This window comes from Yoonia sp., from assembly GCF_014859355.1.
In the GTDB taxonomy this organism is placed as follows: domain Bacteria; phylum Pseudomonadota; class Alphaproteobacteria; order Rhodobacterales; family Rhodobacteraceae; genus Yoonia.
In genome coordinates, this window is sequence record NZ_JACUUJ010000007.1 from 66999 (window position 1) to 87769 (window position 20771).

Below are 20771 nucleotides of genomic sequence, written 5' to 3' on the forward strand. Positions count from 1 at the left end.
AATGGCTGCTTTGGATGATGTGGACGTCAAGGAAGGTGTCGATCAGGAAACGGTAGATGCTGTTTCGAAACTGTCTGGCACCTACAAGCACGGCTGGAATACCGAAATCGAGATGGATTACGCCCCCAAGGGCGTGAACCCTGACATCGTGCGGTTGATTTCTTCCAAGAACAACGAACCCGACTGGATGACCGAATGGCGTCTGTCGGCCTTTAGCCGTTGGGGCCAGATGAACGAACCCAAATGGGCGATGGTCAGCTATCCCAAGATCGACTTTCAGGACATCTATTATTATGCCCGCCCCAAAAGCATGGCAGAAAAGCCCAAGTCGCTGGATGAGGTCGATCCGAAACTGCTGGCGACCTATGCCAAGCTGGGGATCCCGCTGAAGGAACAGGCGATTTTGGCCGGTGTCGAGGGGGCCGAAAACACGCCCGCCGAAGGCCGCAAGGTCGCGGTGGATGCGGTGTTTGATTCCGTGTCTGTCGGCACGACGTTTCAGGCGGAATTGAAAAAGGCCGGTGTGATTTTCTGTTCGATTTCCGAAGCGATCGAAAAGCATCCCGACCTGGTCAAGAAATACCTCGGGTCTGTCGTGCCGCCTTCGGATAACTTTTATGCAACGCTGAACAGTGCCGTGTTTTCGGACGGGTCGTTTGTTTACATCCCGCCCGGTGTGCGCTGCCCGATGGAACTGTCCACCTATTTCCGCATAAATGCCGAAAACACCGGCCAGTTTGAACGCACGCTGATCATCGCCGACAAAGGGTCTTATGTGTCCTATCTGGAAGGCTGCACAGCGCCCAAGCGTGATGTGGCGCAGTTGCATGCCGCGGTTGTTGAAATCATCGTCGAGGAAGACGCCGAGGTGAAATATTCCACCGTGCAAAACTGGTATCCCGGTGATGAAAACGGTGTTGGCGGTATCTATAACTTTGTCACAAAGCGCGCCGATTGCCGGGGCGACCGGGCCAAGGTGATGTGGACTCAGGTTGAAACCGGATCTGCCGTGACGTGGAAATACCCAAGCTGCATTTTGCGCGGGGATGATTCACAGGGCGAATTCTATTCCATCGCGATCGCCAACAACATGCAGCAGGCCGATACCGGCACAAAGATGGTGCATCTGGGCAAGAACACCAAAAGCCGGATAGTATCCAAGGGCATTTCGGCAGGCCAGGCGCAGAATACCTATCGCGGGTTGGTGTCGATGCACCCCAAGGCTAAAAACAGCCGTAACTATACCCAATGCGACAGTCTGTTGATCGGCGATAAATGCGGGGCGCATACGGTGCCTTACATCGAGGTCAAGAATAACTCTAGCCGCGTCGAACACGAGGCGACGACATCCAAGGTGGACGACGACCAACTGTTCTATTGCCGGTCGCGCGGCATGGACGAAGAAGAGGCGGTGGCGCTGGTTGTGAATGGATTTTGCAAAGAGGTGCTGCAAGCCCTGCCGATGGAATTTGCCATGGAGGCGCAGGCGCTGGTGGCCATTTCGCTGGAAGGGTCGGTTGGCTGATCATGTTTGGGACAGTTGCACCAAATCGTCGCCGGACCGTCACGGCGGGGCCGCGATATTGCCGTAGTTACTGCCGATACCCGACATCATATCGGAGCGGTGGAGACGAAGGCCATGTCAGTCAGTGGGTTGGACGATTTCAACAGCCGGATCAAGCGGATCAACAGTGCGCGAAATACATCCTATTTCGACCCCGAACTGGGTATGAATATACCCAAGCGCGTATCGCACGAAACCATTCGGCGGACCGCCAAGGCAAAGCGGCCATCGTTCAAGGCGTTTGGCTTGTCAGTGGTGATTGGCGCAGGGGCGGTGATTGTCGCGCAAGTGTTGCGGTTGCGCGGTCTTGGGCTGACAGAACCCGGCAATGCCGCGCTGTTTGTCGATCTTTTGCTGGCATTGCTGATCGTTCTGACGGTCACGGGCGGGCTGCGATACCGGTTGTTGCGTTACCGCGTGGCGCAGGCGCTTGGCGTGGTCGCCGTGCTGGGACTGGGGCACAATCTGATGTGGTATTATCCCGACCAGATGGCGGTGATCTATTCAGCCGACTACGTGCAGAGCGTGCGCGACACGACAGAGCCCGGTTTGCCGGTGTTGCAGGACGTGACGATCAACCTCTGATCCCGTTTACATTGTTGGGAAATGCTTCCGACGGCGCGCGCCGTGCGGGGGCTTTTCCCGTTCCGCCGTATAACCGTTTTGAGGAGAAATAGATGCTGGAAATCAAGGGCCTGAAGGTCAAACTGGAAGAAGAAGATAAAGAAATCCTCAAAGGGGTGGATCTGAACATCGCGCCTGGTATGGTGCATGCGATCATGGGGCCAAACGGGTCGGGCAAATCAACCCTGTCCTATGTGTTGTCCGGGCGCGACGGTTATGTCGTGACCGACGGGTCGGCAACGCTGGACGGTGTTGATCTGCTGTCCATGGCGCCCGAAGAACGTGCTGCTGCCGGTTTGTTTCTGGCCTTTCAGTACCCGGTCGAAATTCCCGGTGTGGGCAACATGACATTTTTGCGCACAGCGGTGAACGCCCAACGCAAGGCGCGCGGGCAGGATGAACTGAGCGCTGGGGATTTTCTGAAGGTTGTGCGCGAAAAAGCCAAAAGCCTGAAAATTGACGCCGAAATGCTGAAACGTCCGGTCAACGTCGGGTTTTCCGGCGGCGAGAAAAAGCGCAATGAAATCCTGCAAATGGCGATGCTGGAACCCAAGATGTGCATTCTGGACGAAACCGACAGCGGCTTGGATGTCGATGCGATGAAACTGGTGGCAGAAGGCGTGAACGCGCTGCGGTCCGAAGGGCGGTCGTTTCTGGTGATCACCCACTATCAGCGTTTGCTGGATCATATCAAACCCGATGTGGTGCATATCATGGCCGATGGCCGCATCATCAAAACCGGCGGCCCCGAATTGGCGCTTGAGGTTGAAAACAACGGTTACGCAGATATCCTGACAGAGGTGGCCTGATGGCGTTGGCAAAACTGAAACAGGACACGACAGCGGCGCGGCTGGCGGATGTGACGCTGCCTACGGGTGCTGCTTGGGCAAATGCGGCGCGGGCTGATGCCTTGGCGCGTGTGCGTGCGATGGGCCTGCCGACCCGGCGGGATGAATATTGGAAATTCACCGATCCGACATCGCTGACGGCGGTGGATGCGCCTGCGGCGGCCTTGTTTGATACGGATGAGGCACCGCTGTTTGATGCCGTCGACCGCGTGAAAATCGTATTCGTCGATGGTATTCTGGATGCGGCTGCGTCCGACGATCTGACCGTTGAAGGGGTCGTGATCGAACGGCTGGCCGATGTGATGGCGGCGGATATTCATTGGGCCAGGGATATTTACGGCGTGCTGGAAACCTGCGGCCAAAAACCCGTCGAACGGGCGCTGGCGGCGCTGAACACGGCAATGGCCACCGATGGTGTGGTTATTCATGCAACGGCCAAGGCAGCCAAGCCGATCAACCTGATCTATCTGCACAGTGATCCGGCATCTGACGTTGTGCTGCACAATCTGGTCAAGGTCGATGCAGGTGCAGAGGTGACATTGCTGGAAACTGGCCCGGCGGCGGCGCGGTTTTCGAAATGTCTTGAGGTGGATGTGGCCGAAGGTGGCGCGTTTCACCACGTGCGGGTGCAGGGGCGCGATCATGAACGTCGTGCTGTAACCCATTGTTTTGCAAGGATTTCTGCCCAAAGCACATTCAAGTCCTTTACGCTGACCTTTAACGGCGTGCTGACGCGGAATGAATGTGTGATTGACATTGTTGGCGATGATGCAACCGCCCATGTGGCGGGGGCTTGCGTCGGCGACGGGCATGATTTTCACCACGACGACACGGTGTTCGTCACCCATGACGCGCTGCGCGGCGAAAGCCGCCAGGTGTTCAAAAAGGTGTTGCGCAACGGGGCGGTGGGCGTGTTTCAGGGCAAGATCCTTGTGAAACAGGGCGCGCAGAAAACGGATGGCTATCAGATCAGCCAGTCGTTGCTTTTGGATGATGACAGTCAATTCCTTGCCAAGCCGGAATTGGAAATCTACGCCGATGATGTGGCCTGTTCGCATGGGTCAACCACCGGGGCAATTGATGAAACGGCGCTGTATTATCTGCGGTCGCGCGGTGTGCCTGCGGATCAGGCGCGCAATTTGCTGACCTTGGCCTTTCTGGCTGAATCGCTGGAAGAAATTGCAGATCCGGCCTTGGCCAACGATCTGCGTGATCGACTGGAATCCTGGCTGGCGCGTCATCGCTGATGTCGGTGACCGGTGACATGTTGCGCAGCTGGCGCGCGCCGCGTGCCGTGATGCGTGACCTGCTTGATCAGGGCAAACGCGAAGATCGGGCAATTGCCTATCTGTTGATCGGGTGTTTCCTGATCTTCGTGGCGCAATGGCCGCGTCTGTCACGCATTCAAGCGGGTTTTGAACCATCTCCATGGCCCGGTGACATCAATTTTGAAGGCATGATGACCTATACGTTTTATGCGGTCGTCATCATTTTGCCGTTGGCTCTTTATGCGGTGGCGGCACTGTCGCGGCTGGTGGCGAAGGCGTTCGGCGGGCAAGGCAGCTGGTATGGCGCGCGGCTGGCTTTTTTCTGGACTTTGCTGGCGACGACACCTCTTTTGCTGCTACACGGTCTGGTGCGGGGCCTGCTTGGGCCTGGCATACAATCCACCCTGGTGGGGGCTGCATGGGCTGTGGTCTTTGGGTACATCTGGGTGCAATCCCTGCGCGAGGCGGAAAGCGACTGATGGCATTTAATTTTCAGAATTTGTTGAACATGGTGGGGCGGTCCGTCGCCGAACCGGCGGTTGTCGCGCGCGAGGTGCTGGCCACACAGTGGGACCGCAGCGCGTTGTGGTCGGCCCTGGCGCTGGTAACGGTGTTGAATGTTCTGTTGCTGGCGACGATGCAAATGCTGTCGCCCGTGCCGGATGCGCTAGAACAACAGGGCATCATGCTGACGCCGTTCACTTACACCATTTTGGTGGGGTCGTTTCTGGTGTTGTTCGTGATTTCCATTCAGGCCTTTGGCCGGATGTTGGGCGGGCAGGGCAGCTTTGACGCAACGCTGACGCTGATGGTCTGGTTTCAGGTGATCAGTCTGGTTTTCGAGGCGGTGCAGGTCTTGCTTGTGCTGGTCAGCCCGTTTCTGGGTGGCCTGTTCGGCATGGCATCCTTGGTTGTCTTGTTCTGGTGCATGTTGAATTTTATTAATGTATTGCATGGGTTTGAAAGCCGGGGAAAGGCGCTGTTCACCCTTGTGCTGGCCCTGATCGGCACCGCGATCGGCGCGGCGATGATCCTTGCGGTTGTGGGCGTGAATGTGCCCGGAGGAACAATATGACCTTTGATGTGGCAAAGATACGCGCTGATTTCCCAATCCTGTCGCGTCAGGTGAACGGCAAGCCACTGGTTTACCTTGATAACGGGGCCTCGGCGCAGAAACCGCAGGTGGTGATTGATGCGATTACCCGCGCCTACAGCGATGAATATGCCAATGTGCATCGCGGCCTGCATTACCTGTCCAACCTTGCGACCGAAAAATACGAAGGCGTGCGCGGCACGATCGCGCGGTTTCTGAATGCCGGGTCAGAGGACGAGATCATCATGAACTCGGGCACCACCGAAGGCATCAATATGGTGGCCTATGGCTGGGCCATGCCGCGGATGCAGGCAGGCGATGAAATCGTGCTGTCGATCATGGAACACCATGCCAATATCGTGCCATGGCATTTCCTGCGCGAACGGCAAGGCGTGGTGATCAAATGGGTTGAAGTTGACAGTAACGGCGATCTGGACCCGCAAAAGGTGATTGACGCCATCAGCCCAAAAACCAAGCTGGTTGCCATGACCCATATGTCGAATGTGTTGGGCACGGTGGTGGATGTGAAGACGATCACGCAGGGTGCCCATGCGAAAGGTGTGCCTGTGCTGGTGGACGGGTCACAGGCGGCGGTGCATCTGCCTGTTGATGTGCGGGATATCGGTTGCGATTTCTATGCGATCACAGGGCACAAGCTTTATGGGCCTTCAGGTTCTGGCGCGATTTACGTGCGCCAGGAAAGAATGGCGGAAATGCGTCCCTTTATGGGGGGCGGTGACATGATCCGCGAAGTCGGGCGCGATACGGTCACGTGGAACGATCCGCCGATGAAATTCGAGGCAGGCACACCTGGCATTGTCCAGATGATCGGGCTGGGTGTGGCGCTGGATTATATGACAAATGTCGGTATGGAAAATATCGCAGCGCACGAACACGCCTTGCGCGATTATGCCCGCGACCGGCTGGACGGGTTGAACTGGCTTAGCGTGCAGGGCACATCGGCAAACAAGGGGGCGATTTTTTCCTTTACGCTGGATGGTGCAGCGCACGCGCATGATATTTCCACCGTGCTGGATAAAAAAGGCGTGGCTGTGCGCGCGGGCAGCCATTGCGCCATGCCGCTGATGGATCACATGGGCACGACAGCGACCTGCCGTGCCTCTTTTGGCATGTATAACACAACGAAAGAGGTGGATGTGCTGATCGAGGCGTTGGAGCTTTGCCACGATCTGTTTGCGTAACGCGCGCGGTTTAGTCCGTGCGCCCCATCAAGCGGTCAACGGGCGCATAGTCGTCCGTCAGGATCAGGTCCGACCGCGCAACCAGCTGGTCAACCCAAGACTGTGCCAATGCGCCAAAGATCATCGGATCAGGGGCAGGGGCGACAAAACTGTCAACCCGCGTTGGCGCATCACCCGCCACAACGATGAAAACCATGCGCGCACCGGGATCTGGCACAATCTGTTGCGTCCAAACCTCGACCGTGGGAAACGTCGTTTGTAATGTCCGCACGAATGCTGACAATGTATCCAGCCGATCCTCGAAATCGACGACATTCATGAGGTAACTGCCCTGCGGGTTCAGCCGGGATTTGACCAGCTTGAAAAATTCCTGCGTGATCAGATGCGCCGGCACGGCGATATCGGTAAAGGCATCCCCGATGATCAGATCATAGGTTGCCGCCGGACGGCCCCGCAGGGCGGTGCGGGCATCTTCGTGCAAGACCGTGGCGCTGGCGGGATCGAACCAGAAGTCACGCATGGCGACCTGTGTCACCATTGGGTCAATTTCGGCCACGGTCAGCGGACCTGCGCCCGTGGCATGAAGCGCCCGCGGGACCGAATAGGTCCCGCCGCCAATGAAAAATGCGCTGAAGTCCGGCCGTGGCGCACGCAGAGCCGCCAGCGACTGAAGCATCGCGGCATGTTCGGTAAAGGCCACATCGGGGGTATTTTGCGCACTGATCCCGTGAACAAGGTGGTCAATCACCATCAACCGCACCGGAAAGGCCGGGTCGGCACTGACATCAACGGTGCGGATGCAGAAATAGTGGCTTTCCACATCGCATGGGCCAGAGGCAAAGGCCCCACGCGCCGCAAGACCCAGCGCAGCCAGCGCCAACAGCAAAGGCCAGACGAGCCGCGCGCGCCCCAGTCTCAGGCAGATCAATGCGGTGCCGATATAAGCCAGCGTCACAACGGCCAGCGTGCCGGTCGATCCCAACCACGAAATAAAGACAAAGCCCGCCAGCAACGTCCCGGCAATCGCCCCGATTGCCCCCGAGGCAAAAAGCGCCCCCAGCGCCCGGCCAGAGCGCGCCTGACCTGAAATCGCGATCTGCGTCAGCACCGGCGCAGGCACGCCGGCGAAAAGTGACGGCAGAAAAAACACCGCCATTGCAATGATCACGATCGACCAGACAGGATGCCCGACAATATTCAGGATCGGTCCTGCCGTCATCGCAAGAAGCGCGCTCGCCCCCGCAGTGCTGAGCGCCGCCGCCAGCAAGATCCAGCCGGTGCGGCGCAGCGCATCTTCGCCTATGCGTTCGGCCAGTCGCCCGCCCCACCAATGCCCTGCGGAAAATCCCGCCAGCACCACCGCAATGATCGCTGTCCACGTATAAAGCGACATGCCGACATAGGGTGCCAGCATCCGCCCGGCGACGATTTCAACAACCAACGATGCGGCTGAAACAGTAGCTTGTAACAAGACAAGAAGAAATAAAGGTGGTGTGCGCATTGGTTTTCTCTGGATTTCGGGTCACGTGACATTGCGCGTTGTGGACCATGACGACAACCCTGAAATTTTCGAAAACAGGCCGTTGCAGCAACCGGAAAGAACGCGTAAGAGAACCGCAATGCACCCGTAGCTCAGCTGGATAGAGCGCTGCCCTCCGAAGGCAGAGGCCAGAGGTTCGAATCCTCTCGGGTGCACCAAAAATCAGGATATATAAATAACTTACAATTCCGCGCATTTGTGGACCTTACGCTTATGTGGAAAAGTCGCGTAAGCAGTGCAATCGCGGCAGTGACCTGAGTCTGTATCGATAACCCATCGAATCTTTCGTGCGGCCAAATGGGCGAAGGCGCGTGACTGTCAGCCAGGTGTGTTCCATTGCAGGTTATTTGGGGTCGCGACCGCCGCTGGGTGTCCAGCTTGCGACCGGGCGAAATGCGCCCGAAAATTGCGGCGAAATAAACGTTTTCTTGTTAATTTGCTTCGGTTTTCGCCAGTTCCCACTGTTCGTGTCTCTTGCGGAGTCGGGGCGGTGTCAGCGACTTTTTGGAACGGTAGCATGGCGCGGTGTCCTTGGCCGTATGTCCTCAAGCGTTGTGTAGAACGCCGGCATCACCAACAGGATCAGGACCATTGCCGCCAAGAGCCCGAAGACGATCGAGATCACCGATGGCTTGGGTGTCTGTGCCTGGGTCGAGGTCTCCAGCAGGTGGGGCGCCATGCCCATGATCGTGATCGACACCGAGACGAAGATCGGGCGGAACCGCGACCGCACGGCCTAGCCTGCGGCCAGCGCTGCGGAAAGTCCTTCGGTACGACGGCGTTGTTCACCACAATGCCCGCAAGTGACGCCGCGCCTACCAGCGACGGCATCGCGATTTTGTAGCCCATCAGAACACGGCCCCAGATCGCGCCCAGAAATGCCAGCGGAATGGTCATCATCACGATCAGCGGCGCGACGTAACTGTGGAAATGGAAACTGAGCACAAGATAGATACCCACGAGCCCGATCAGGAACCCGCGCAGGAAGGAGCCGACGGTTTTCGCCAAATTCGCGGCTTGCCCGCCGATCTCGAAGATGAGGCCGGGGGTGTGGCCACCAGACCGGGCAGAAATTCGTCAGCCAGCCGTGCGATGATCGCGTCACCATTGCCAATCCGGCCGTGCACTTCGGCCGCATCGGTCAGTGCGCGCAGACCGTTGCGGCGTGTGATGCTGTCCCAACCCCGCGCCACGGTAACCTCTGCGATGCTGGCCCGTGTCTCGGCGCCGGGCAGATCGACCGCAACGGTGGCGACTCGGGATAGAGGTTGCAGCTGTCAATCGTGTATGTTGGTGATCTATAACTCACAAAAGGTTATACATGTCGGGCCGTCAAAGCGCGCAAGAGCGAAAGGTGCAGGAGGGCGTTTTCGATGAAGTCACAAGGTAATGTGCTGCGCATTGCGGGGGTTTTGCGACTGCCTCTGGCCTGCTGACGGTTCTTTCGGGCGGCATCGCGCTGTTGGCGCGTCAGGCGCTTTCGGGGCGATAGAGGCAATCGGCCAGGGTGCTGTGGTTAAGGTCGTCGATGAAGACCGCCTCGGCATGGGCCAGCCGCGCCTTCAACCGGCAGTGCGGGGTCAGGGTGCAGGCGTTGGCGCCAGCGGCAAAGCATTCCACCAGCGCCTGATCGGTCTCGAGGATCGCGACGACATCGCCCAGGCGGATGTCCGCAGGCGCGCGGGCCAGCATCGCCCCGCCGCCGCCCCCGCGCCGGGTTTCCAGAAGACCTGCCGCCGCCAGCGCCGAAATCACCTTGGCCAGATGGTTGCGCGACACCCCGAACTCGGCGGCAAGCTCGGCGGCTGTGAATGCGCGACCTGGCGTGCCCGCCATGCGCATCAACACACGCAGACCGTAGTCGGTAAAAGAGGTGAGGCGCATGGTCGCGTTCCTGATTTGGTATTTGCAATGCGTATTACGATGGTTTAATCGGTAAATCAAATGCCGAATTCACTCGGTGCTGATGATTCCCACAAAAGGGACATGCCATGCACGACGATGCCACAGCCGCAGTGCCGCAGGAAACCGGCGCCCTGATCGACCACATCCTGACCAATTATCATGCGATGCACAGGGCCGACCTTGCATCGCTGATCCCTCTGGCCGCACGCGTCGAACAGGTTCACGCCGATGATTCCGATGCCCCCAAGGGTCTTGCCCGTGTCCTGACAAGGCTTGCGCACGAGATGGAAGATCACATGACCAAAGAAGAAATGATTCTGTTTCCGGCCATGCGCGTGGGTGGCGGGGCGGGCATCGAACACCCCATAGCGGTGACGCGCGCCGATCATGATGATCACGCCGTGTCCATATCGCTGATCCGCAAGCTGACAGGCGATCTGACACCGCCAAAACATGCCTGCGGGTTCTGGCGGTCCCTTTATGTTGGCACGACGACGCTGATTGATGAACTGGCCGCCCACATCGCGCTGGAAAACGACGTGTTTTTCCCCCGGTTCGCGCCGGCAAGATGACCAAGGACGGCACATATGCATCGCCGCCTTGCATGGCGGCAGAAGTGGATCGCGCATATTTTGATCCGCTGGGCATTGACCCCGAACAGGCGCGTGATGTGGCGCGCTGGCGTCGCGCCGAACGGGCACGGCTGGCCGCGCTGAGAGAGGGCCTGGGCCAAGCCGGGCGGGCGCAGGTTTCGGACAGGATCGTGGGGCATCTGGTGACAGTGCTGGCCGATCGCGGGGTGGGGCGCGGATGCGTCCTGTCCGGCTACTGGCCGATCAAGGGCGAACCCGACCTGCGCCCGGCCTTGTCCGATCTGCACCGCACGGGCGTCACCATCGCCTTGCCGGTGGTCGAGACGCGCGCCGCGCCGCTGGTTTTTCGCCGCTGGACACCCCAGACCAGACTGGTGCGCGGCGACTGGAACATCCCGGTTCCCCCGCCCGAGGCCGATGAGTTGGTGCCTGATACCGCACTCGCGCCTTGCCTTGGGTGGGCTGACGGCTGCTATCGGCTGGGCTGGGGTGGCGGATATTTCGACCGGACGCTGGCCGCGCTTTCGCCGCGCCCCCTGACCATCGGTGTGGCATTTTCCGCCGCGCGTTTGCCTACGATCTTTCCGCAACCCCATGACATCCCGCTGGGCCTGATCCTGACCGAGGACGGCGTCGCAGCCACAAGGCCAGAAACAAGGACAGACAAATGAGCACCACGTCCGAACAAATGCGCGCCTGGACCGGCCCCGCGATCCTGACCTTTGGGTTCCGCCCGTTCTTTTTCGGCGCGGCGGTCTGGGCGGTGCTGGCGGTGGCGCTTTGGGTGCCGATGCTATCGGGGCATCTGATGTTGCCCACCGCTTTCGACCCGGTGTCATGGCACGCGCATGAATTCCTGTTCGGGTATCTGGGGGCCGTCGTCGCGGGCTTTCTGCTGACCGCGGTGCCGAACTGGACGGGTCGCTTGCCCATTGTCGGCTGGCGGCTGGGGATGCTGGCGGGCCTGTGGCTGGCGGGGCGCGGGGCGGTCGCCGTTTCGGCGGGGCTGTCGCCCCTGCTGGGGGCGGCGGTCGATTTGGCGTTTCCGGTGGTCTTTGCGCTGCTGATCGCGCGCGAGATCGTGGCGGCCAAGAACTGGCGCAACCTGATGGTGCTGGCGATGCTGGTGGTCTTTATCGCCGGCAACGCGCTGTTTCACTGGGAAGCGGCACAGGGCGGTTATGCCGCCCAAGGCTATGGCCTGCGGCTGGGCCTTGGTGCGGGCATCATGATGATAGCCGTGATCGGCGGCCGTGTGGTGCCGTCCTTCACCCGCAACTGGCTGGTGAAACGGCGCAGCGGAGTCCTGCCGGTGCCGCCGATGCAACACTTTGACAAGGCGGCGCTGGTGGTGCTGGCGCTGGCGTTGGTGTTGTGGGGCGCCCTGCCGCTGGCACCGCTGACCGGGGTGGTTCTTGCCCTGGCGGGCGTGTTGCACGCGGTCCGCCTGTCCCGTTGGAAAGGGCACCGGACCTTTGCCGAACCGTTGGTGACGGTGCTGCACGCGGGCTATGCCTTTGTGCCGCTGGGGGCCTTGGCACTGGCCGCTGAAATCTTGGCTCTGGGGTCTTTCGGGATGGCGGGCGCGCAACATTTCTGGATGGCTGGGGCGGTCGGGTTGATGACACTGGCCGTGATGACACGCGCCACGCTCGGCCATACCGGGCAGGCGCTGACGGCGGGGGCGGGGACTGTCACGATCTATCTGGCCCTGATCCTGTCGGTGTTGGCGCGGGTTGCGGGCGGCGTATGGCCCGAATTCTCTGGCGCGTTGAACATTTTGGCGGGGCTGTCCTGGATGCTGGCCTTCGGCGGCTTCGCCGTCGTTTATGGTGCGGTTTTGCTGCGCCTGCCTGCCGCCAAGCGGGTCTGAGGCGCGCACCGATGGAATGGTTCGCGTTCGCCCTGGCCTATGTTGTGTTCTTGCTGTCGCATTCCTTGCCCGTGCGCCCGCCGCTGCGGCCCTGGATTCAGGCGCGACTTGGCGCTTCCGGCTTCACGCTGGCCTATTCTACCTTCTCGCTTGCGGTGCTGGCATGGCTGATCGCAGCGGCAGGCCGCGCGCCACATGTGACCCTGTGGGACTGGGCGCCATGGCAGGTCCATGTGCCACTGACGGTCATGGGGCCGGTCTGCCTGATCCTTGCGCTGTCCATCGGGCGGCCCAACCCGTTTTCCTTCGGTGGCGCGCGCAACGAACAGTTCGACCCGGCGCAGCCCGGCATCGTCCGTTGGTCACGTCATCCGCTGCTATTGGCGCTGGCGCTTTGGGCGGCGGCCCATGTTGTGCCGAATGGGGATCTGGCGCATGTGATCGTGTTCGGCACCTTTGCCGGTTTTGCGGTCCTTGGCGGTCGTCTGATCGACCGCAGGAAGCGTCGTGAAATGGGGGCGGAGTGGCAGCGCCTGCGCTTGGTGGCCAAAAGCGCGCCGATCCCGTTCTGGCGCAGGTCGGGAACAGTTCCTGCGCGGGCCGTGGCCGGTGCTATCCTCTACGCGGCGTTTCTTTGGGTGCATCCTGTTCTTTTTGGTGTCAGCCCCTTGCCATGATGGTTGTCAGGACTTGAAACTGTCGATCAGCGGATTGGGTTTTGCAAAGTTCTCAAGGTCCGCCTGATTGTCGATAGTGACGCGGGTGCCAGTCACTTTAACGCCATAGGGCTGCAGGCCCTTAAAGGCACGGCTGAGGTTTTCAGGTGTCATGCCCAGCACCGAGGCGAGGCGGCGCTTTTCGAAATCAAGCGCGAAGACCGGCCCGCCGCCAGCGTGCCTTTGTTGCCTGAGCAGGTAGTTCGCGACCCGCTCGAGCGAGGTTCTGAGCTTGAGATCCTTCTGCGCCTTGATGACAGAGCGATAGCACTGCGCCAGCTCGGTGACGATGGCGCGGGCAAAGTTGTTGTCAGCGTCGAAGATTGCGCGCACGTCTTGGCTGGGGATCAGCGCAATGCGGCTTTTTTCCAGCGTGCGGGCCGACATCAGATAGGGCGCATCCTTGATTGTCGCAGCAAGAATGAAGGTCGATATGGGGCGGACCGTGGCCATGCTGGTATCACGCCCGTTCCAGACTGAGAACAGATCAACCGAACCGGAAATGACAACGTGGAGGAAATCGCTCGGCTCTCCTTCGGTGATCAATTCGATCTGCGCCGGGAAATTTTGCACATAGGCGCCGCGCATCAAGGATGTGAAATTATCATCCGCCATCTGCGAGAACAGATCGAGTTTACGGATATCTTGGTATTCTGGATTTGGCATGGTGTCCCATCCGTAATCTCGTACGCGGCAAGTCTTGCAAGGCTGATTGATAAAAGTCAATCATTCAGTTGATCATCGCGGCAGAAACCTTGACCCACCCCGGCGCACAGGATGATATATTTATCTAAACCATTTATTTCATTGTATTTTCTTGTAATTTCATGATCTGGATCAAGTCATGTGCGCCGTTCTGGCCGCAGGTTTGGCCTTGAACCCCACGCAGGGGTGACATTGCTTTTCTTGCCGGAGATCCGCCATGCAGACCCACGCCACAGCCTCGCGCGCCGATCAAAATCGCGCATTGAGCCTGAGCACGATCGCCTTTACCGCCTGTTTTGCGGTCTGGACGATATTTTCCATCATCGGTGTCGCCATCAAGGCTGAACTGGGTCTGAACGACACCCAATTCGGCCTGTTGGTCGCAACGCCGATCCTGACCGGGTCGCTGACCCGCATCTTTCTGGGTGTCTGGACCGAGAAATATGGTGGGCGGTTGGTGTTTTCGGCGCAGATGATTCTTGCGGCGCTGGCGACATGGGCGCTGACGCTGGCGCATACCTATGTGATGTATCTGGTTGCAGCGCTCGGGATCGGGCTTGCGGGTGGATCGTTCATCATCGGTGTGGCCTATGTCAGCCGATGGTATGAGGCGGGCCGGCAGGGCACCGCGCTGGGGATTTTCGGCGCGGGTAATATCGGTGCGGCGGTCACCAAGTTCGTCGCGCCGTTCGTCATGGTGGCCTATGGCTGGCAGGGTGTGGCCAATGCCTGGGCGGCCGGCCTTGCGATCATCGGGGTGTTGTTCTACGTCTTTGCCAAGGACGACCCCCAACTTGTTGAACGCCGCAGGACCGGTGCCAACGCCCCCTCTTTTGCTGAACAGTTCGCGCCGCTTAAGAACCTGCAAGTCTGGCGCTTCTCGCTCTATTACTTTTTCGTTTTCGGGGCGTTTGTCGCGCTGGCGCTTTGGATGCCGCATTACCTGATCGACGTCTATGGCATCGATGTGCGCTTTGCAGGCATGGCGGCGGCATCGTTCAGCCTGTCGGCGTCGTTGTTTCGCGCCTATGGTGGCGTCTTGTCGGACAAGTTCGGCGCGCGCAAGGTGATGTACTGGACCTTCGGCTTCAGCATGATCTTCCTGTTCATGCTGTCCTATCCGCCGACCGATTACATCATCCGGGGCAAGGACGGCGCGATCGCCTTTTCCACACAGATGGGTCTGTGGCCCTTTATCGTCACGCTCTTCGGGCTTGGCTTTTTCATGAGCCTCGGGAAGGCCGCTGTATTCAAGCATATCCCAGTCTATTATCCCAACCACGTGGGCGCGGTCGGCGGTCTTGTGGGTATGATCGGCGGCCTTGGCGGGTTCGTCCTGCCCATCGCCTTTGGCGCGCTGCTGGACCTGACGGGCATTTATACCTCGTGCTTTGCGCTGCTGTTCGTGCTGGTGGCCGTGTCGCTGGTCTGGATGCACCTGTCGGTGCGTGCAATGGAACGGGCCGCCCATGGTGACGCGCTGGACCGTCTGCCGCAACTGCCCGAGATGCAGGACATCCACCACCCGGAACGCACCGAAATGCCCCGCGTGCTGGAGGACTGGCGCCCCGAGGACGCGCAGTTCTGGGCCGAAAAGGGCCGCGCCGTCGCGCGCCGCAACCTGTGGATTTCCATCCCGGCACTGCTGCTGGCCTTCTCGGTCTGGATGGTGTGGTCGGTGGTCGTGGCGCGCCTGCCTGCCATTGGGTTCGACTTTACGCCGGGCCAGTTGTTCTGGTTGGCGGCGCTGCCGGGCTTGTCGGGTGCCACGCTGCGCATCTTCTACAGCTTTATGGTGCCGATCTTTGGCGGGCGGCTATGGACGACACTCTCGACCGCTTCGCTGATCCTGCCTGCGCTTGGCATCGGCTATGCGGTGCAAAACCCCCAGACGCCTTACCTGATCTTCCTCGTGCTGGCGCTATTGTGCGGGTTCGGCGGCGGCAACTTTGCGTCCTCAATGGCCAATATCGGATATTTCTTCCCAAAGGCCGAAAAGGGCAATGCGCTGGCGCTGAATGCGGGCCTGGGCAATCTGGGCGTGTCGGTGATGCAGTTCCTTGTGCCCATCGTCATCACAGCGGGGGTGTTCGGCGCCTTGGGCGGCGCGCCTGTGACAATGTCGGACGGCGGGCAGCTTTGGATGCAGAACGCGGGCTTTGTCTGGGTGCCATTCATCCTTGTGGCGACGATTGCCGCGTGGTTGGGCATGAACGACATTGCCGATGCGCGCGCCAGCTTTGCCGATCAGGCGGTCATCTTCGGGCGCAAGCACAACTGGCTGATGTGCGTCCTCTATACCGGCACCTTCGGCAGCTTCATCGGCTATTCGGCGGGCTTTCCGCTGCTGACCAAACTGGCCTTCCCCGAGGTGAACGCGCTGAACTTCGTGTTCCTTGGGCCGCTGGTGGGCGCGCTCAGCCGTGCCGGCACCGGCTGGATCAGCGACCGCTTTGGCGGCGGGCGCGTCACCTTGTGGACCTTTGCGCTGATGATCGTGGCCACCTTTGGCGTGATCACTTTCCTTGGACTGGGGTCTTTCGTCGGGTTCTTCGCCTGCTTCATGGCGCTGTTCTTTCTGACAGGGGTCGGCAATGCGTCCACCTTCCAGATGATCCCGGTGATCATGGGCCGCGAAGTGCCGCGCCTGATGCCGCATCTGACCGCGGATGAGACCAAACGCCAGATCGGGATGGAGGCAGGGGCAATCACCGCCTTTACGTCGGCCATCGCGGCCTATGGCGCCTTCTTCATCCCCAAGGCCTATGGCACATCCATCGCGATGACCGGGTCTGCCGTGGGGGCGCTTTGGGCCTTCTTGGTGTTCTACGCCATCTGCGTCGTCATTACCTGGGTCGTCTACACGCGCCCCGGTGGCTTGCTGCACGACATCGAACACGGCCGCGCGCCGCTAGGTGCCGCCACGCAACCCGCACAATGACCCAACCGATTACTCGGGCGGCGCAGGTCGTCGCCCGGACCCAGACACCCGAAAGGACAACCCAATGAGCCATCTGCTCGACAAACTGAACTTCTTCCAGAACAAGGAGCTGGAGCAATTCTCGGACGGTTGGGGGCAGACCACCCGCGAGAACCGCGACTGGGAAGACACCTACAGAAACCGCTGGCGGCATGACAAGATCGTGCGGTCCACCCATGGGGTGAATTGCACCGGGTCGTGTTCGTGGAAGATCTATGTCAAATCCGGCATCGTCACGTGGGAAACGCAGCAAACCGACTATCCCCGCACCCGCGCGGGCCTGCCCAACCACGAGCCGCGCGGCTGTGCGCGCGGCGCCTCCTACAGCTGGTATCTTTACAGCGCCAACCGCGTGAAAAACCCGCTGATCCGGGGTGCGCTGATGCGGGCATGGCGCAAAATGCGCGAGACGATGACGCCCTTGGCCGCCTGGGCTGCGATCCAGAACGATCCCACCTTGCGCGCCAGCTACACCAAGACACGCGGCAAGGGCGGTTTTGTGCGCGCCACCTGGGACGAGGCGACCGAGATCGTCGCCGCCGCCAACGCCTATACCGCGAAAACCCATGGTCCCGACCGGGTGTTCGGCTTCTCGCCCATCCCGGCCATGTCGATGGTCAGCTATGCCGCAGGCTCGCGCTATCTGTCGCTGCTGGGCGGCACGTGCATGTCCTTCTACGACTGGTATTGCGATCTGCCACCAGCCAGCCCGCAGACCTGGGGCGAACAGACCGACGTGCCGGAATCGGCCGACTGGTATAACGCGGGCTTTTTGATGCTTTGGGGGTCGAACGTGCCGCAGACGCGCACGCCCGACGCGCATTTCTATACCGAAGTGCGCTATCGCGGCACCAAATCGGCGGTTGTCAGCCCCGACTATTCCGAGGCCGCCAAGTTCGGTGACATCTGGCTAAACCCGCAGGCCGGCACCGATGCGGCACTGGCGATGGCCATGGGCCATGTGATTCTGCGCGAATACCATCTGGACCGTCAGGCCGCGTATTTCGAGGACTATGCCCGCAAATACACCGACATGCCGATGCTGGTGCGGCTGGATGAAACGGACGGCCGCCTTGTGCCGGGCCGGATGCTGCGCGCAGATGACTTTGACGGGAAACTTGGCGAAGCAAACAACCCCGACTGGAAGACCGTCGCCTATGACGCGGCATGCGGCCAGATCGTGGCCCCCAACGGGTCGATCGGGTTTCGCTGGGGCGAGGAAGGCAAGTGGAACCTTGAGGAACGTGCAAATGGGGCCGAGGCCAATCTGCGACTGAGCCAGATTCTGGAGGGCGATCACGACGACATTGTCGGCGTCGATTTCCCCTATTTCGGCGGTGCCGCCACAGGCGATTTCGTGAAATGCGACCACCCCGAGGTGCTGACCCGGGCCATCCCCGCGCGGCGCGTCACGCTGGCAGATGGCTCCAGCGCGTTGGTGGCCACGGTGTTTGACCTGTTCTGCGCCAACTACGGGTTGGACCGGGGCCTTGGCGGCGACTGGGTGTCGAAGGATTTCAACGACGACAGCCCTTATACCCCTGCGTGGGCCGAGAAAATCACCGGCGTGGCTGCCGAAAAAATCATCGCCGTGGCGCGTGAATTTGCCGGCAATGCGGAAAAGACCCATGGCAAGTCCATGGTCATTCTCGGGGCCGGTCTGAACCACTGGTATCACATGGACATGGCCTATCGCGGCATCATCAACATGCTGGTGATGTGCGGCTGTATCGGCCAGGAAGGCGGCGGATGGTCGCATTACGTGGGGCAGGAAAAGCTGCGCCCGCAGACCGGCTGGCAGCCGCTGGCCTTTGCGCTCGATTGGTCGCGCCCGCCACGGCACATGAATTCGACATCCTGCTGGTATGCGCATACCGACCAGTGGCGCTATGAAACCCTGCGCGCGGGCGAGATCCTGTCGCCCACAGCGCCCAAGGGCGATTGGGACGTGTCGTTGATTGATTACAACATCCGCGCCGAACGCATGGGCTGGCTGCCATCGGCCCCACAGTTGAAATCCAACCCGCTGGAGGTATCAAAAGCCGCCAAGGCGGCGGGCAGGGACATTCCCGCCTATGTGGCGGAACAGCTGAAATCCGGCGCGCTGCAAATGTCATGCGAAGACCCGGACGCGCCGGAAAACTGGCCGCGTAACCTGTTCGTGTGGCGGTCTAACCTGCTGGGATCGTCGGGTAAGGGGCATGAATATTTCCTCAAGCACCTGCTGGGCACCGATCACGGTGTGATGGGCAAGGATCTGGGCGAAGAAGGCGGCGTAATGCCGAAGGAAGCCGTCTGGCATGACGAGGCCCCCAAGGGCAAACTCGACCTGCTGGTGACGATTGATTTCCGCATGTCCACCACGTGCGTCTACTCCGATATCGTGCTGCCGACCGCCAGTTGGTATGAAAAGGACGACCTGAACACGTCCGACATGCACCCGTTCATCCACCCGCTGCAAGCGGCGGTTGATCCGGCATATGAAAGCAAATCGGACTGGGAAATCTTCAAGTCGATAGCCAAAAAGTTCTCTGAGGTCGCACCCGAAGTGCTGGGGGTCGAGACCGACATCGTCCAGCTTCCCCTGCTGCACGACACCCCCGGCGAATTGGCGCAGGCCCATGTTCGCGACTGGAAAAAGGGCGAATGCGACCTGATCCCCGGCAAGACCGCGCCGAATTATATCGCGGTCGAACGGGATTATCCAAACCTTTATAAAAAGTTCACGTCTGTCGGCCCGCTGCTGGAAAAGCTCGGCAACGGCGGCAAGGGCATCAACTGGGATACATCGGTTGAGGTCGGCCATCTGCGCGACCTGAACGGGGTGGTGCTGGACGAGGGTGTCTCGAAAGGCCACGCGAAGCTGGAAACCGCCATCGACGCGGCCGAGATGATCTTGATGCTGGCGCCCGAGACCAATGGCGAAGTGGCCGTGAAGGCCTGGGAGGAGCTGGAGAAACCCACCGGCCGCCACCACGCCCATCTGGCGGAAGGCGCGCATCATACAAAAATTCGCTTTCGCGACATTGCCGCGCAACCGCGCAAGATCATCTCCTCGCCCACATGGTCGGGGATCGAAAGCGAAGATGTCTGCTACAACGCGGGCTATACCAACGTGCATGAGCTGATCCCGTGGCGCACCCTGACAGGCCGCCAGCAGTTGTATCAGGATCACCTGTGGATGCGCGCCTTTGGTGAAGGTTTCGTCAGCTACCGCCCGCCGGTGGACCTGAAAACCATCACCAAGGCCGTCAACAACGACGCCGCCGAGGGCAGCCCGCATGTGGTGCTGAACTTCATCACGCCGCATCAGAAATGGGGCATTCACAGCACCTATTCCGACAACCTGCTGATGCTGACGCTGAACCGGGGCGGGCCGGTGGTCTGGATGTCAGAGGTGGACGCCGCAAAGGCGGGCCTTGTCGATAACGACTGGGTCGAGGCCTATAACATCAACGGCGCGCTGACCGCGCGGGTGGTGGTAAGCCAGCGGATCAAGCAGGGCACCCTGTTTATGTATCACGCGCAGGAAAAGATCGTGAACACGCCCGGGTCCGAAAAGACCGGCCATCGCGGCGGCATCCACAATTCGGTGACCCGCACCACGCTGAAACCCACGCATATGATCGGCGGCTATGCGCAATTGTCCTACGGTTTCAACTATTATGGCACCGTGGGCAGCAATCGTGACGAATTCGTCATCGTTCGGAAAATGAAAAAGGTTGACTGGCTGGATCAGCCCACAACCCGCAAAGTGGAGGCAGCAGAATGAGAGTTCGCGCGCAAATCGGCAAGGTTCTGAACCTCGACAAATGCATCGGGTGTCACACCTGTTCCGTCACCTGCAAGAACGTGTGGAC

18 protein-coding genes and 1 tRNA gene are annotated in these 20771 nt (G+C 60.1%); 14 read left to right on the forward strand and 5 right to left on the reverse strand.

What is annotated here, in order from left to right; genetic code table 11:
• Position 1 precedes the first annotated feature (1 nt).
• The 7 genes from sufB (at position 2) to IBX59_RS04580 (ending at position 6599) form a co-directional block, all read left to right on the forward strand.
• Positions 2–1525, forward strand: coding sequence for a Fe-S cluster assembly protein SufB (gene sufB / locus IBX59_RS04550; RefSeq protein ID WP_296372862.1), 1524 nt, complete (start codon positions 2–4; stop codon positions 1523–1525).
• 114 nt (positions 1526–1639) lie between these two features.
• Positions 1640–2149 (forward strand): hypothetical protein, encoded by a 510-nt coding sequence (locus IBX59_RS04555; protein WP_296372864.1) that lies wholly within the window; start codon positions 1640–1642, stop codon positions 2147–2149.
• Between the two features lie 92 nt (positions 2150–2241).
• Entirely contained in the window at positions 2242–2997 is a 756-nt protein-coding gene (gene sufC / locus IBX59_RS04560; protein ID WP_296372866.1) for a Fe-S cluster assembly ATPase SufC, read from the forward strand.
• A complete protein-coding gene (locus IBX59_RS04565; RefSeq protein WP_296372868.1) occupies positions 2997–4283 on the forward strand; it encodes a SufD family Fe-S cluster assembly protein in 1287 nt (428 codons plus the stop codon). Before sufC ends, IBX59_RS04565 begins: the two co-directional genes overlap by 1 nt.
• Complete coding sequence (locus IBX59_RS04570) at positions 4283–4783, forward strand: YIP1 family protein (RefSeq protein ID WP_296372870.1); 501 nt, start codon at positions 4283–4285, stop codon at positions 4781–4783. The genes IBX59_RS04565 and IBX59_RS04570 overlap by 1 nt, the downstream gene beginning before the upstream one ends.
• Complete coding sequence (locus IBX59_RS04575; RefSeq protein ID WP_296372872.1) at positions 4783–5379, forward strand: YIP1 family protein; 597 nt, start codon at positions 4783–4785, stop codon at positions 5377–5379. The genes IBX59_RS04570 and IBX59_RS04575 overlap by 1 nt, the downstream gene beginning before the upstream one ends.
• Positions 5376–6599 carry a cysteine desulfurase gene (locus IBX59_RS04580; protein WP_296372874.1) on the forward strand — a complete coding sequence of 408 codons (1224 nt, stop codon included), beginning with the start codon at positions 5376–5378 and terminating at the stop codon, positions 6597–6599. Before IBX59_RS04575 ends, IBX59_RS04580 begins: the two co-directional genes overlap by 4 nt.
• A 10-nt stretch (positions 6600–6609) precedes the next feature.
• Here the strand turns inward: IBX59_RS04580 and IBX59_RS04585 are convergent, their stop codons facing one another.
• Positions 6610–8100 carry a fused MFS/spermidine synthase gene (locus tag IBX59_RS04585; protein ID WP_296372876.1) on the reverse strand — a complete coding sequence of 497 codons (1491 nt, stop codon included), beginning with the start codon at positions 8098–8100 and terminating at the stop codon, positions 6610–6612.
• A gap of 120 nt (positions 8101–8220) precedes the next feature.
• Between IBX59_RS04585 and IBX59_RS04590 the strand changes: the two genes are divergently transcribed.
• Positions 8221–8297 (forward strand) — tRNA-Arg (locus tag IBX59_RS04590).
• A 335-nt stretch (positions 8298–8632) separates the two neighbouring features.
• Here the strand turns inward: IBX59_RS04590 and IBX59_RS04595 are convergent.
• The 3 genes from IBX59_RS04595 to IBX59_RS04605 all read right to left on the reverse strand — a co-directional run bounded on the left by IBX59_RS04595 (position 8633) and on the right by IBX59_RS04605 (position 10023).
• Positions 8633–8824, reverse strand: coding sequence for a hypothetical protein (locus IBX59_RS04595; RefSeq protein ID WP_367119358.1), 192 nt, complete (start codon positions 8822–8824; stop codon positions 8633–8635).
• Positions 8761–9147 (reverse strand): efflux RND transporter permease subunit, encoded by a 387-nt coding sequence (locus IBX59_RS04600; RefSeq protein WP_296372880.1) that lies wholly within the window; start codon positions 9145–9147, stop codon positions 8761–8763. Before IBX59_RS04600 ends, IBX59_RS04595 begins: the two co-directional genes overlap by 64 nt.
• 462 nt (positions 9148–9609) lie before the next feature.
• Entirely contained in the window at positions 9610–10023 is a 414-nt protein-coding gene (locus tag IBX59_RS04605; protein WP_296372882.1) for an Rrf2 family transcriptional regulator, read from the reverse strand.
• 107 nt (positions 10024–10130) lie between these two features.
• On the opposite strand from IBX59_RS04605, the gene IBX59_RS04610 reads away from it, so the two are divergent.
• The 4 genes from IBX59_RS04610 to IBX59_RS04625 are packed head-to-tail and all read left to right on the forward strand — an operon-like array spanning position 10131 to position 13187.
• Positions 10131–10616, forward strand: coding sequence for a hemerythrin domain-containing protein (locus IBX59_RS04610; protein ID WP_296372883.1), 486 nt, complete (start codon positions 10131–10133; stop codon positions 10614–10616).
• 44 nt (positions 10617–10660) lie between these two features.
• On the forward strand, positions 10661–11308 hold the full coding sequence (locus IBX59_RS04615; RefSeq protein ID WP_296372885.1) for a 5-formyltetrahydrofolate cyclo-ligase: 648 nt from the start codon (positions 10661–10663) through the stop codon (positions 11306–11308).
• Positions 11305–12510: an NnrS family protein gene (locus tag IBX59_RS04620; protein ID WP_296372888.1), complete on the forward strand. Its 1206-nt coding sequence runs from the start codon at positions 11305–11307 to the stop codon at positions 12508–12510. Before IBX59_RS04615 ends, IBX59_RS04620 begins: the two co-directional genes overlap by 4 nt.
• Before the next feature lie 11 nt (positions 12511–12521).
• Positions 12522–13187, forward strand: coding sequence for an NnrU family protein (locus tag IBX59_RS04625; protein ID WP_296372890.1), 666 nt, complete (start codon positions 12522–12524; stop codon positions 13185–13187).
• A gap of 6 nt (positions 13188–13193) precedes the next feature.
• Here the strand turns inward: IBX59_RS04625 and IBX59_RS04630 are convergent, their stop codons facing one another.
• Complete coding sequence (locus IBX59_RS04630) at positions 13194–13892, reverse strand: cyclic nucleotide-binding domain-containing protein (RefSeq protein ID WP_296372892.1); 699 nt, start codon at positions 13890–13892, stop codon at positions 13194–13196.
• 256 nt (positions 13893–14148) lie between these two features.
• Between IBX59_RS04630 and IBX59_RS04635 the strand changes: the two genes are divergently transcribed.
• Positions 14149–16872, forward strand: coding sequence for an MFS transporter (locus IBX59_RS04635; RefSeq protein WP_296372894.1), 2724 nt, complete (start codon positions 14149–14151; stop codon positions 16870–16872).
• 64 nt (positions 16873–16936) lie between these two features.
• Positions 16937–20683, forward strand: coding sequence for a nitrate reductase subunit alpha (locus IBX59_RS04640; RefSeq protein WP_296372896.1), 3747 nt, complete (start codon positions 16937–16939; stop codon positions 20681–20683).
• Positions 20684–20771 lie beyond the last annotated feature (88 nt).

What these genes read in the sequence shown, in the direction of transcription:
- IBX59_RS04630 (WP_296372892.1), bottom strand. Translation starts at nt 13,892, where the DNA reads ATGCCAAATCCAGAATACCAAGATATCCGTAAACTCGATCTGTTCTCG.
- IBX59_RS04580 (WP_296372874.1), top strand. Translation starts at nt 5,376, where the DNA reads ATGACCTTTGATGTGGCAAAGATACGCGCTGATTTCCCAATCCTGTCG.
- IBX59_RS04585 (WP_296372876.1), bottom strand. Translation starts at nt 8,100, where the DNA reads ATGCGCACACCACCTTTATTTCTTCTTGTCTTGTTACAAGCTACTGTT.
- IBX59_RS04570 (WP_296372870.1), top strand. Translation starts at nt 4,283, where the DNA reads ATGTCGGTGACCGGTGACATGTTGCGCAGCTGGCGCGCGCCGCGTGCC.
- IBX59_RS04635 (WP_296372894.1), top strand. Translation starts at nt 14,149, where the DNA reads ATGCAGACCCACGCCACAGCCTCGCGCGCCGATCAAAATCGCGCATTG.
- IBX59_RS04610 (WP_296372883.1), top strand. Translation starts at nt 10,131, where the DNA reads ATGCACGACGATGCCACAGCCGCAGTGCCGCAGGAAACCGGCGCCCTG.
- IBX59_RS04640 (WP_296372896.1), top strand. Translation starts at nt 16,937, where the DNA reads ATGAGCCATCTGCTCGACAAACTGAACTTCTTCCAGAACAAGGAGCTG.
- IBX59_RS04555 (WP_296372864.1), top strand. Translation starts at nt 1,640, where the DNA reads ATGTCAGTCAGTGGGTTGGACGATTTCAACAGCCGGATCAAGCGGATC.
- IBX59_RS04595 (WP_367119358.1), bottom strand. Translation starts at nt 8,824, where the DNA reads ATGGGCATGGCGCCCCACCTGCTGGAGACCTCGACCCAGGCACAGACA.
- IBX59_RS04605 (WP_296372882.1), bottom strand. Translation starts at nt 10,023, where the DNA reads ATGCGCCTCACCTCTTTTACCGACTACGGTCTGCGTGTGTTGATGCGC.
- sufB (WP_296372862.1), top strand. Translation starts at nt 2, where the DNA reads ATGGCTGCTTTGGATGATGTGGACGTCAAGGAAGGTGTCGATCAGGAA.
- sufC (WP_296372866.1), top strand. Translation starts at nt 2,242, where the DNA reads ATGCTGGAAATCAAGGGCCTGAAGGTCAAACTGGAAGAAGAAGATAAA.
- IBX59_RS04565 (WP_296372868.1), top strand. Translation starts at nt 2,997, where the DNA reads ATGGCGTTGGCAAAACTGAAACAGGACACGACAGCGGCGCGGCTGGCG.
- IBX59_RS04620 (WP_296372888.1), top strand. Translation starts at nt 11,305, where the DNA reads ATGAGCACCACGTCCGAACAAATGCGCGCCTGGACCGGCCCCGCGATC.
- IBX59_RS04625 (WP_296372890.1), top strand. Translation starts at nt 12,522, where the DNA reads ATGGAATGGTTCGCGTTCGCCCTGGCCTATGTTGTGTTCTTGCTGTCG.
- IBX59_RS04575 (WP_296372872.1), top strand. Translation starts at nt 4,783, where the DNA reads ATGGCATTTAATTTTCAGAATTTGTTGAACATGGTGGGGCGGTCCGTC.